General features: G+C 30.3%; 10 protein-coding genes. 6 read left to right on the forward strand and 4 right to left on the reverse strand.

Annotated elements, in window-relative coordinates:
* Positions 1–201 precede the first annotated feature (201 nt).
* The 3 genes from EYW44_RS02865 to mqo form a co-directional block, all read right to left on the reverse strand.
* Positions 202–1,578 (reverse strand): TPM domain-containing protein, encoded by a 1,377-nt coding sequence (locus EYW44_RS02865; RefSeq protein WP_132722156.1) that lies wholly within the window; start codon positions 1,576–1,578, stop codon positions 202–204.
* A gap of 64 nt (positions 1,579–1,642) precedes the next feature.
* A complete protein-coding gene (locus EYW44_RS02870) occupies positions 1,643–2,167 on the reverse strand; it encodes a glutathione peroxidase (RefSeq protein ID WP_132722157.1) in 525 nt (174 codons plus the stop codon).
* Between the two features lie 93 nt (positions 2,168–2,260).
* On the reverse strand, positions 2,261–3,736 hold the full coding sequence (mqo, locus tag EYW44_RS02875; protein WP_132722158.1) for a malate dehydrogenase (quinone): 1,476 nt from the start codon (positions 3,734–3,736) through the stop codon (positions 2,261–2,263).
* A 129-nt stretch (positions 3,737–3,865) separates the two neighbouring features.
* On the opposite strand from mqo, the gene EYW44_RS02880 reads away from it, so the two are divergent.
* From EYW44_RS02880 to EYW44_RS02900, 5 genes are all read left to right on the forward strand, one after another.
* Positions 3,866–5,098 carry a DEAD/DEAH box helicase gene (locus EYW44_RS02880; protein ID WP_132722159.1) on the forward strand — a complete coding sequence of 411 codons (1,233 nt, stop codon included), beginning with the start codon at positions 3,866–3,868 and terminating at the stop codon, positions 5,096–5,098.
* Between the two features lie 127 nt (positions 5,099–5,225).
* On the forward strand, positions 5,226–6,860 hold the full coding sequence (locus tag EYW44_RS02885) for a DUF1800 family protein (RefSeq protein WP_132722160.1): 1,635 nt from the start codon (positions 5,226–5,228) through the stop codon (positions 6,858–6,860).
* Between the two features lie 34 nt (positions 6,861–6,894).
* Positions 6,895–8,532 (forward strand): DUF1501 domain-containing protein, encoded by a 1,638-nt coding sequence (locus tag EYW44_RS02890; RefSeq protein WP_132722161.1) that lies wholly within the window; start codon positions 6,895–6,897, stop codon positions 8,530–8,532.
* A 14-nt stretch (positions 8,533–8,546) separates the two neighbouring features.
* Positions 8,547–9,425, forward strand: coding sequence for an AraC family transcriptional regulator (locus EYW44_RS02895; RefSeq protein WP_132722162.1), 879 nt, complete (start codon positions 8,547–8,549; stop codon positions 9,423–9,425).
* 99 nt (positions 9,426–9,524) lie between these two features.
* Positions 9,525–10,424 carry a nuclear transport factor 2 family protein gene (locus EYW44_RS02900; RefSeq protein WP_243643596.1) on the forward strand — a complete coding sequence of 300 codons (900 nt, stop codon included), beginning with the start codon at positions 9,525–9,527 and terminating at the stop codon, positions 10,422–10,424.
* Positions 10,425–10,491: 67 nt separating this feature from the next.
* Here the strand turns inward: EYW44_RS02900 and rsmG are convergent, their stop codons facing one another.
* Positions 10,492–11,121: a 16S rRNA (guanine(527)-N(7))-methyltransferase RsmG gene (rsmG, locus tag EYW44_RS02905; protein WP_132722163.1), complete on the reverse strand. Its 630-nt coding sequence runs from the start codon at positions 11,119–11,121 to the stop codon at positions 10,492–10,494.
* Between the two features lie 139 nt (positions 11,122–11,260).
* Here rsmG and EYW44_RS02910 point away from each other — a divergent pair, with 139 nt between their 5' ends.
* On the forward strand, positions 11,261–12,352 hold the full coding sequence (locus EYW44_RS02910; RefSeq protein WP_132722164.1) for a fatty acid desaturase family protein: 1,092 nt from the start codon (positions 11,261–11,263) through the stop codon (positions 12,350–12,352).
* The last annotated feature ends 12 nt before the right edge of the window (positions 12,353–12,364 follow it).

A 12,364-nucleotide genomic window follows, 5' to 3' on the forward strand; every position in this document is an offset into this window, starting at 1 on the left:
AATAGCTAGTTTTGTTAAGTTATTAAAAACAAAAAACCTTCTAAATTGTTAAGTATTCAGAAGGTTTAAGTTTACATCGCGAATGCAATCATCGGGGGAGTTAAGAAAAGTGTTTCTTATTTATTTTCTACATTATAAATTTACATCTTTTTATCTGTGTAAACTACAGGAAAAACCCCTTAATGTTTGAAAATTAAAATGTTACCAGCTAACACCTGCTCCACCACCGCCAGAACTTCCACCGCCCCAACTAGATGAGGAAGAGCTACTTCCACCGCTACTCCAGCCAGAAGAGCCACCACTACTCCAGCTAGAAGAGCTACTACCAGATGAGCTGGATTGTCTAACTTTTTTAGGTATATGTACTTTGATTGATTCAGAGTAATTACAGTTTCTACATTGATGAATTTCTTCTTTTTCTCCGCTTGAAGTATAAGTTGCACTACGAATAATTCTAGTGTGTGACCAACCATAAGTTTTGTATCCACATTGCTTACAATTGCTATATGAACTATCTGATCCTTGATATTTAAGAATTAGTACATCATCTTCATTGTCAGTAACCCAAACATCATATTCTATAGCATCTAATTCTTCTTCAAGAATTTCAGCACGTTTTAAAAAATGTTTTTCTTCAGATTGATTTAATAACCTTAAAGGTTTTCCATTTACTCGACTGTAACGAGGAGCATATCTATACTTTCTAAGTTTTTGGTTTTTTAAAATAGTTATAAGAATACCATACAAAGGAAAAAGAAAAGCTGCAAATACAATCAAGCATCCCCAGCCATCATTTATAGCTTTAAGGTCATTGTATTTATCGTAATATTCTTCTTTACTTTGATCGATAGTTTTGATTTTATCATAAGCTCTAAATATTAGTATTCCTGTTAATAATACATAGAAAAAAGACCAAATAAGAAAAGGCAATCCTAAAAAGTAAGTCGCGGCACCTTCATAACTTATGTTTTGAGAATAAATATCATCAATAGTATCAGGATTGCTTACAAATAAATCTATTTTTTCAGTAGCAGCTACGAAACCTTTACCAAATTCACCTTTTTTGAAATAAGGAACAATCTCGTCAGTACCAATTCTATGACAAATTAAATCGGTTAAAATATGTTCTAAACCATACCCAACCTCAAACTCTGTTCTCCTTTGGTCCATTACTGTTAAAATTAACAATCCGTTATCTTTATCAGCTTGTCCAATTCCCCATCTTTCAAATAAACTAACAGCAAAATCTTTAGGTACTTCTTGTCCAATACTTGGTAGCGCCACAATAGCTACTTGCACAGTAGTTTTATTTTCAATTTGCCATAGCATTTTGTTTAATTTGAAAGTATCTCCGTTAGAAATAATACCATCAGGATCAGATATAAATCCGTTAGCGCCATATTTTTTCGGATTAGGAACATCTTCTAGCGTATATGTAGATAGCTTTTCATACGAAGGAGCAATAAATATAGGAGCTCTTTTAGATGTGTTATTTTGTAGATCTTCTCTTTGAATAGCATTGCTAGTTTCCGAAGTAAAAAGTATAAGGAAACTAATTAAAAATGAGAATATTTTCATGTTTGTTTGGTTTTCTGTTTCATATAGTGCATTGTGGTTTACACTATTTTGCTAATATTTTTTATTAAAGGTGTTTTGTGATTTTTTTACTTGTTGGTTTGGTGGTAGAATAATAATAATCGATTAGGTTTCCATTTTCATCAACTAAATACTTCTGAAAGTTCCATTTAACACTAGAGTTTTTCTTTCCGTTTTGCTCTTTAGAAGTTAACCATTTATATAATGGGTGCTTACTGTTACCTTTTACTTTTATTTTTTCAGTAATTAGAAATTCTACACCATAATTCAAAGAACAAAATTCTTGAATTTGTGAAGCGTCACCTGGTTCTTGACCACCAAATTGATTGCAAGGACATCCAATAATTGTTAGTGAATTTTTGTAATTATCATCTAACTCTTGAAGCTCTTTGTACTGTTTTGTAAATCCGCATTTAGAAGCTACATTAACAAATAGAATTTTTTTACCTTTCAATTGAGAGAAATCTACAGCATTACCTGCAATATCATTAATTGAAATATCGTAAATAGATGTATTAGGTACTTCTTTAGAAGCTTCAGAAGTTAATTTTGCTTTTTTGATTAGTTTCATGATTGAAAAATTTATTACTGGGGTACAATAAAGTAGTTATGCAAAAATAACGAATTTCTTTGCCTTTGTTATAACTTGATAATTGCTTGTCAATTATAAATTCAAAATAGCTTTAGTTCGTTTTAATTCATTTGAAAATAGTTCTTCAGTTATTTTAGAATCATAAAAAGGGATAATTTCTTTTAGTTTTTCTTTGTTTTTATTGATAGATAATAATTCAGGGAAAGCCTTCTCAAGAACAGTAAGCATAATAGCTGTTGCAGTTGAAGCACCTGGTGATGCTCCTAATAAACAGGTAATGCTTCCGTCTTTACTACTAATTACTTCAGTTCCAAATCGCAAAGTGCCACCTTCAAAATCATCTTTTTTTATAATTTGAACTCTTTGACCCGCTTTTACAACATCCCAATCTTTTTCATCAGCGTTTTTCATAAACTTTCTAAGTGCTTCCATTCGATCTTCTTTATTCATTAATACCTGATGAATTAAGTATTTTGTAAGCGGTAAGTTATGCCAAAACGCACCTAACATAGGGTGAATATTATCTAGTTTGATAGATTTAAATAAATCGAGATATGAGCCTTCTTTTAAAAATTTAGGGCTAAAACCAGCAAAAGGACCAAATAATAACGATTTTTTACCATCAATATATCTAGTATCTAAATGAGGAGTAGACATTGGTGGATCGCCAATTCCGGCTTTACTATAAACTTTAGCATTATGTTTATCTATAATTTCTTGATTGTTGCACACAAGCCATTCACCACTTACAGGAAAACCACCATATCCTTCTTTTTCTTCAATCTCTACTTTTTGAAGTAATAATAAACTTCCGCCACCTGCGCCAATAAAAACATGTTGAGCATCTACATTTTGAACAGCGCCTGTTTTGGTGTTTTTGATAGCTACTGTCCAATCAATTTCAGTATCAGGATCAACATCTAAAACTTCATGATTACAATGAACAGGAGTGTCAAATTTTGTAGCTAAAATGTCAAATAATTTTTCGGTTAAAGCTCCGTAATTAACTTCTGTGCCACGATCCATTCTTGACGCAGCCATGATTTCATCAGTATCTCTATTTTCAGTAATTAAAGGAAACCATTCTTTCATTTTATGTATATCTCTGGTAAAATCAATAGAATTAAACATAAAATGTTCTTTAAAAGCATGAAATCTTTTTTCTAAATAATCTGCATTTTCTTTACCAGTTACCCAACTATGATGTTTAACAGACATCACAAAGTTATTCGGATTGTCTATATACCTGGTTTCAGTTAAATACGCCCATAATTGCTTCGATATTTCATATTGCTCACATATTTTAACCGCTTTTTCTATAGAAATACTACCGTCTTCTTGCTCAGGACAATAATTTAATTCGCACAAAGCAGAATGCCCTGTTCCAGCGTTATTCCATGCAGCTGAGCTTTCTTGTGCTACTTTATCTAAACGTTCAAGAATTAATATGTTTAATGAAGGATCTACTAATTTTGCAAGCAGTGCTAGGTTAGCGCTCATAATTCCACCACCTACACAAATTAAGTCGTATTCTTTTTCGAAATTCATGGATATACTTTTAGATTATGAGTAAATATAGAAATTCTAAATTCTTTTTTAAGAGTATGATATTTTCTTAAAATTAAGTTTACAATCACTTTTGAGGTCATTTATCCTACCTTTGTAAAAAAATATTACATGCAATTTTCTGATTTATCATTAAACAAATCTATTTTAAAAGCTTTAACTGAGTTAAGATATCACACAGCAACTTTAGTTCAGCAAAAAGCAATTCCTGAAATTTTAAGTAAAAAAGATGTTATAGTATCAGCACAAACAGGTACAGGTAAAACAGCAGCATTTTCATTACCTATTATTGAAGGATTAATTGAGGAGCAAGATTCAGAAAAAAGAGAAAAGAAAATTAAGGCATTAATTGTTAGTCCAACTAGGGAACTAGCAATACAAATAGAAGAAAACGTTAAAGCATATTGTAAATACACAAATCTTAGAACCACTGCTGTTTATGGTGGAGTTTCATTAGAACCCCAGAAAGATATTTTGAAAAAAGGGATAGATATTTTAATTGCAACACCTGGTAGATTAATTGATCTTCATAAGCAAGGTTGTGTAGATTTAAGGCTTTTGAAAACCTTGGTGTTAGATGAAGCAGATTTAATGCTTGATATGGGATTTATTAATGATGTAAAAAAAATAGAAGAGTTGTGTCCGCGTAAAAAACAAACGCTTTTATTTTCTGCTACAATGCCCGAAAAAATAGTGGTTTTGGCTAACTCAACGTTAATAAATCCGGTAAAAATTGCAATAAATCCAGAGGTTGCTACTTCAAAAAATATAGGACAATTATTATATTTTGTACCTAAAAAGAATAAAACAGATTTATGTTTACATCTACTAAGAAATACAATTAATGGAAAAATTATCATTTTTAGAAGAACAAAGTTTGGTGTTGGGAAATTAGAGCAAACTCTATTAAAAAATGATTATAAAGTAACTAGTTTACATGGAGATAAAACACAGTCGTTGAGAAATGAAGCTATTGAGCTTTTTAAAAATAATAAAGTAAATATTTTAATAGCGACAGATGTTGCCTCTAGAGGAATTGATGTAAGTAAAGTAGATGCTGTGATTAATTTTGATTTGCCAAATATTCCTGAAACTTATATTCATAGAATTGGTAGAACTGGTAGAGCAGGAAAATCAGGAATAGCCTTTTCTTTGTGTAGTGCAGATGAAACAGCTTATGTCAGAAAAATTCAAGAAAAATTACAAAGAAAAATTCAGGTAATTGAAGATCATCCTTTTCCTTTAAATAAGCCTAAACCAAAAAAACAACCTAATACAGTTAGTAAACATAAAAAAGGAAGAAAATCAACTGCGTCAAAAAAGAAGAAAAAACGTTGGTATTAAAATTAATATCTAACAATCTTATTCTATGTTCATAAAAATATTATCACACTTTCTACGTTACAGTAAATAATATTTTTTAATTTTAGGGCATATTACATAAAAATGTAATTTTATTAATCCCCACTTTATGAGTTACTTAAATATAAACACGAATGTTTTAGGGCTTCGTAATGCAAAACACTTGCTTAGAAGAGCCTCATTTAATTTTTCTTCAGAAAACATAAAAGAGTTTTCAACATTAACTCCAGAGGAAGCTTTTGATAAGTTGATTGCATCTCAGGCAAATCAATGGTCAGAACCATATGATCCAAGACCAGAAGATGATCCAGATGGGTATTGGCTTTCGTCACCTAAATTACCAAAAGAGTTTGATGGACAATTTAGAAAAAGAAGGATAGTCACTTCATGGTGGTGGTATAATGGAGTTCATAAAAACTCTTTGAGAGAAAAGATGACATTCTTTTTACATACATCATTTACAGTATCTAAGGATAATGGAGGTGGGTTATCGACTCATTTTTTTGATCATATGCGTTTATTAGATTTTTATGCTTTTGGAAATCTAAAAACATTATCAAAAAAAATCACTTTTGATAATTCAATGCTTGATTATTTAGATAATACTAAAAACAATGCAAACAATCCAAATGAAAATTATGCAAGAGAGTTTTTAGAGTTGTTTACTATTTTAAAAGCTGAACAGATTGGAAATGGAGATTATACGAACTACACTGAAATAGATGTTCAACAAGCTGCAAAAGTATTTTCAGGTATTAAAACAGAGGCGGATAGAACGATTATAGACTCTGATACTAATATTCCAATTGGTAGAATTCAATTAAATACACATGATAAAAACGATAAAAAGTTTAGCCATGCGTTTGATAATACAGTAATTACAGGAAAAGATACAGAAGAAGGTGTTGTAGAAGAATTAAATGATTTTGTAGAAATGGTGTTTAGCAAAGATGCTACAGCTATTTCTTTTGTTAGAAAATTATACAGATACTTTGTAAAGAGTGAATGGAGTGATGAAATTGAAACTAATGTTATTGTTCCTTTAGCTCAAGAATTAAAAGATAATGATTATGAAGTATTACCGATAGTAAAGAAGTTGTTAACGTGTAATCACTTTTATGATTTAGATGATTCAGATGCTACTGATGAAATTATAGGAAGCATTTTAAAAAGTCCATTACAGTTGTTTAACGAGTTAATGACTTTCTTTGACATTAAAATGCCTAATCCAGATACTGAAGCAGAAGAATTTTATGCTTTCTTCAGTTTTGTGCATAACTTTTATTTAGCTGCAGGAGGAATGATCTTTTGGTCTCCAGATTCAGTAGCTGGATATCCAGCACATTATCAGGCTCCTGATTTTGATAGGCATTGGTTGTCTTCTAACACTGTGTTAGCAAGGTACAAGATTATAGAAAGTTTATTGACAGGAAGAAATAAGATTGGTAATAATGGACGAATTAATGTTGAGTTAAATACGCCTCTTTTTGTACAGAATGTTATTGATAGTCCGTCAATAGCTAAAGATTTAATTAATGAGTTAGCAGGTTATTTATATCCTGAACCTATTAGTGACGAACGTAATTTATACTTTGCTCAAAATTTACTAGAAGGATTTGAAGACTTTTATTGGACTAATGAGTGGTTGAAATTTGAAGGAACTGGTGATGATGTTATAGTTAAAACCAGATTAGATGCTTTAATTACACAAATGATTAATGCACCTGAATTTCAATTAATGTAAAACAAAACAATTTTTATCCCCAAAACTCATTATCATGAAAAGAAGAAATTTTATAAAGCTGGCATCTGCATCTACAGCGTTAGGTTTAATGCCTTTTGAAATAAACGCAATGTTAAAAACATTTGATTTATCAATTAACTGTGGAGACATTAGCAACAGAAAATTAGTACTTGTAAATTTAGTAGGAGGAAATGATGGTTTAAATACGACTATTCCTATAAATCAATATGATCAATATGCTAACTTAAGACCAACAATTAAAATACCTAGTTCAGGTGCAAGTGGTTTTATTAAGTTAGATAGTACTTTGCCTGAAAGCCAACAAATAGGATTACACCCAGCTTTAACAGGATTTAAATCATTGTACGATTTAGGTCAGTTACGAATATTACAAGCTGTAGGTTATCCATCTCAAAATAAAAGTCATTTTGCTTCTAAAGATATTTATTCAACAGGAAATGATGGAAATAGTTGGAAGAACGGAAATAATTCAGGTTGGATTGGACGTTTTATGGAGAAAAACTATTCTGAAGAAACTGAAGCAGTATATCCATTAGGAGTTCAAATAGGTTCAAGTAAAACCGAATTAGGTTTTCATGGAGCTGAAGAGCATGGTTTGTCTATAAATATTACAGGGCAAGATCCGGCAGGTTTTTATACCGAAATAAATAGTTTGGCAGGAATAGCTCCAACAAGTATTCCTAACTCAGATTATGGTACAGAATTAAAATATATTGTTGATGTTAACAACACATCAAACAAATATTCAAAAGCAATTTCTGATGCGTTTAGCAAAGGGAAAAATGCAATTTCATATGAAGATAATAATCTTTCAAATCAGTTAAAAACAGTTGCTAGATTGATTAGTGGAGGATTGGAATCGAAAGTGTATTTAGTTAGTATTGGAGGTTTTGATACTCATAATAGTCAGAATGAAGAGAACGGTGATATTAAAGGAAAGCATAATGATTTATTGACTGAGGTTTCAACAGCTATAGAGGCTTTTGTGAAAGACTTAAACGAGCAGTCTATAGGAGATGATGTGGTTGGGCTAACGTATTCTGAATTTGGTAGAAAGGCTAAAGAGAATGGTAATTTAGGAACAGATCACGGTGAGATAGCACCAATGTTTATTTTTGGAGCTCCAGTAAAAGGTGGAGTTTCAGGAGATAACCCTGATTTGTCAGAAGCAACTGATGATAATAACTATCAATTAGAAACAATTCAGTATGATTACAGGCAAACAATCTCAACCTTATTACAAGATTTTATTGGAGCACCTGAAGCAGTTATAGATCACGCTTTTTTTGATCATACAGCGAATGTGAGTTTTACAAACAATAGTATAGAAGATATTATAAAAAGTTCTCATTCCATATCTAAAGATTGTATTGCTGATATTAATGATTCAGTAAAACCAAGTAGTAGAAAAAGATGGTTTGCATATCCTAATCCTTTTGTAGATCAAATAACACTAAACACTTTAGAAGAAGGATTTACAAAGGTTAGTTATCAATTATTCGATAACGTTGGTAAGTTTATACTTTCTGGAGAACAAGATTTGATTGGAAATGTAGCACCAATAGATTTATTGTCCTTATCGTCAGGATTGTACTTTTTAAAAGTAACCAGCGGAGATCATACGGAAACTCATAAAATATTTAGACGCTAATAGCTAAAAGTAGCATGCCAACAAAAACTGATATAAAACAGGTTAGCTTTCAAAATAAAACAAGTGATAGTTTGTTTGATATTGTTAAGATAGAAGATTTACATGGTATGGAGAATTTAGATCATTCTCCATATAATTTTCATCAGATAGATTTTTACATGCTTGTTTTATTTACTGAAGGAAGAGGTAGTCATGGAATTGATTTTAATGACTACGAACATAGCAAAGGAACTTTGTTGAGTATACGTAAAGATCAAATTCATAAGTTTAGTAAAACCAATTCAAAAGGGTATTTACTGTTGTTTACAGACGATTTTTTAATAAGCTATATTGAAAAAAAAGAGGTTTCAAAATGCTTTCAATTGTTTAATGAGTTGATTAATTCACCTAAAATTCAATTAAATGATCGTGATTTTGAAGAAATATTGCTTTTAGTTCATAAAATTAAAGAAGAGTATTTTGAAGTGCATGACGAGCAATCTACAGGAATTATATGTAGTTTGCTGTACATCTTAATTAGTAAAATTTACAGATTAAAGTCTACAGAAAACGTAACTACTTTTAACAAGAAATATCTATCAGAATTTATAACATTACAAACACTAGTTGAAACTAATTGTTTTGCAACAAAAAAAGTAAACGATTATGCCGATTTAATGTCTGTAAGTTCTAAAACTCTTAATAATATAACCAATTCAATTCTACATAAGCCCGCCAAAAAATTTATTAATGAGATTTTTATAACAAAAATAAAAAGGCTTTTAATCAATACTAATTTATCTATTAAAGAGATAGCATACCAATGTGGATTTGAAGAAACTACAAATTTTTATACTTTTTTTAAAAAAACAGTGTTAACTACTCCTGAAACATTTCGAAATTCACATAAGTGAATATTTTCCCGTTTTTATACTCTATAAACTTGTTTGTATATCTAACACAGTATTGTTGTGTTTTAATTTTGCCTTGCAATAGAATTTAATTTTAATAATATGAATTTTCTAGGTTTTAAAACATTAGCAGTAGTGTCTACAAGTATGTTAATGGTAAGTTGTTTCTCACAAGAGGAGAAAAAGCAAAAAACACCGACAACAATTACAAAACAAGTAAAGATGGATAAAAAAGATTTAAAAAGTTTAGCAGTAAATGCACAAAAAGCATTTTTTAAGGATTATAGCGTTGAAGGAATAAAGAAGTATTTTACCGAAAATTATATTCAGCACAATCCACATGTACCAACAGGTATTGAACCTGTAATTGGTTTTTTACCAGTATTAGAAAAAGCAAAAACAACAAGTAAAACTCATCGTTTATTTCAAGATGGAGACTTTATTGTGATGCATAATACATATGATAATGCAGAGGCGTTTGGAGCACCTGAAGTAGTAACTTTTGATGTTTGGAGAATGGAAGATGGAAAAGTAGCTGAACATTGGGATAATATTTCTCCAATTGTAAAAGAAACAGTTAGTGGGCGTTCTCAGTTTGATGGTCCAACTGAAGTTAAAGATGTAGAAAAAACAGCAGAGAATAAGCAGTTGGTAAAGAATTTTGTAGATGATATTCTTTTTGGGAAAAATCCAAATAAGATAACTGATTACATTAGTACAGAACAATACCATCAACACAATGTAGCTATTGAAGATGGTTTGGCTGGTTTAGGAAAAGCAATCGATTATTTAGTTTCTCAAAACGATATGTTTATTTACAAGAAAGTACACAAAGTTTTAGGTGAAGGAAATTTTGTATTAACCATGAGTGAGGGAGAGTGGCATGGGAAGCCTCAGTCTTTTTATGATCTTTTCAGAATAGAAGATAACAAGATTGTTGAGCATTGGGATATTATTGAAGAAATTCCTTCAGAAATGGCTCATACTAACGGTAAATTCTAATAATAAGAATTGAATATTATATATAGTTAAAAAGCAGCTTTCATAATGTTATGTTAGCTGCTTTTTATTATCCTTTATATTTTATAGGCAAATGCACTACCTTTTTTGTTTCAAAAAAGTCTTCTTCAAAATATTTTGGTAAGTCATAAATAGTGGCACTTGGAAATTTAGCAAGTTCTTCAGTTAAATCACCACCTTTTAAATATAGAATACCATTTTTAAGTTCATGATTTTGTTTCTTTTGAACTTTGTTTTTTATCCATCTGTGAAAAGTTTCCATTTGAGCAACAGCTCTACTCACAATAAAGTCATAAGTTTCATCAACTTCCTCAACTCTTCCATGAGTGGTTTTTACATTTTCTAATCCTAAACCTTCTACAACTTCATTTACTACTTTTATTTTTTTTCCAATAGAATCTACTAAATGAAACTTTGTTTCAGGAAATAAAATTGCTAATGGAATTCCAGGGAAACCACCGCCAGTTCCTACATCCATTACAGAAGTTCCCGGATTGAAACGCATTACTTTTGCGATTCCTAATGAATGTAAAACGTGTCTTAAGTAAAGTTCATCTATGTCTTTTCTAGATACCACGTTTATCTTTAAATTCCAGTCTTCGTAAAGTTCTTGTAAAAGTGAAAACTTATGTAGTTGATCATCACTTAAATCAGAAAAATATTTTTTTATTATCTCCATATAACCTCTATTGCATTTGCAAAAATACTAACAATTATTAGTAGTAGAATTATAACATTTTAATAATTATCGTTAAAAACAATCGTTAGGGTTACAATATAATTCAAAAACACTTATTTTTACCTCTTTAAATTAAAGCATGAAAACAATTAAATTCTCAAGAGTAGATAAAGCAAAATTCTTTAGAACTTTAAACAAAAGAGTTAATAACTACTTTAAAGAAAACAATATAAAACGTACAGGTAACTGGAAACTGTACATCAAGGCAATCATTATGTTTGCTTTATTTTTAGCTCCTTTCGTAGTGATTTTAACAGTGGATATGCCTCAATGGCTACAGTTATTATTGACAGTGGTAATTGGAATAGGAATGGCAGGAGTTGGAATGAATGTAATGCATGACAGTAATCACGAGTCTTTTTCTAGTAAAAAGTGGGTGAATAATTTGATGGGAAGTAGTATGTATATACTTGCTGGTAATGTTTATAACTGGAAAGTTCAGCATAATGTATTGCACCATACGTATACAAATATTCAAGATCATGATGAAGATATTGATGCAGGTAGAATTATTCGATTTTCAAAGCATGCGAAATGGTTACCAATTCACAAATATCAAAAATATTATTCACCAATATTATATGGACTTTTAACTATTAACTGGGCAATTACCACAGATTTTAAACAAATGCATCGTTATTTGAAAAGAAAGCTTTCGTATGGTAAATTTCCGAATCCAAAAGTAGAGTGGACAAAATTAATTGTTTCTAAGGTAGCATATTATGCACTATGGGTTGTATTGCCAATTATGATTTTAAATATTGCTTGGTGGAAAGTTCTTATTGGTTTTTTTGTAATGCATTATACAGCTGGTATTATATTAAGTTTTGTATTCCAATTAGCACATATAGTACCTAAAACAGAGATGCCTTTACCTGATGAGTCTGGAAATATGAAAAATACATGGGCAATTCATCAATTGTATACCACTACTAATTTTGCGCCAAAAAACTGGTTTATCAATTTTTATACAGGTGGATTAAATCACCAAGTAGAACATCATATTTTTCCGAATATATCACATATTCATTATGATAAAATAGCAAAAATAGTTAAAGAAACAGCGTTAGAATTTAATTTACCTTATCACGAATATAAGACAACAAGAAGAGCAATAATTGAGCATTTAAAGCATATTGCAGAACTTGGAAAAAAACCACAACTAGCATAATTTAACAAAACA

The sequence above is a fragment of the Tenacibaculum sp. M341 genome, from assembly GCF_004337695.1.
Lineage (GTDB): Bacteria > Bacteroidota > Bacteroidia > Flavobacteriales > Flavobacteriaceae > Polaribacter.

Coding starts and splice junctions, on each gene's coding strand:
- EYW44_RS02870 (WP_132722157.1), bottom strand. CDS start 2,167: ATGAAACTAATCAAAAAAGCAAAATTAACTTCTGAAGCTTCTAAAGAA.
- EYW44_RS02895 (WP_132722162.1), top strand. CDS start 8,547: ATGCCAACAAAAACTGATATAAAACAGGTTAGCTTTCAAAATAAAACA.
- EYW44_RS02885 (WP_132722160.1), top strand. CDS start 5,226: ATGAGTTACTTAAATATAAACACGAATGTTTTAGGGCTTCGTAATGCA.
- EYW44_RS02900 (WP_243643596.1), top strand. CDS start 9,525: ATGAATTTTCTAGGTTTTAAAACATTAGCAGTAGTGTCTACAAGTATG.
- EYW44_RS02865 (WP_132722156.1), bottom strand. CDS start 1,578: ATGAAAATATTCTCATTTTTAATTAGTTTCCTTATACTTTTTACTTCG.
- EYW44_RS02890 (WP_132722161.1), top strand. CDS start 6,895: ATGAAAAGAAGAAATTTTATAAAGCTGGCATCTGCATCTACAGCGTTA.
- rsmG (WP_132722163.1), bottom strand. CDS start 11,121: ATGGAGATAATAAAAAAATATTTTTCTGATTTAAGTGATGATCAACTA.
- EYW44_RS02910 (WP_132722164.1), top strand. CDS start 11,261: ATGAAAACAATTAAATTCTCAAGAGTAGATAAAGCAAAATTCTTTAGA.
- EYW44_RS02880 (WP_132722159.1), top strand. CDS start 3,866: ATGCAATTTTCTGATTTATCATTAAACAAATCTATTTTAAAAGCTTTA.
- mqo (WP_132722158.1), bottom strand. CDS start 3,736: ATGAATTTCGAAAAAGAATACGACTTAATTTGTGTAGGTGGTGGAATT.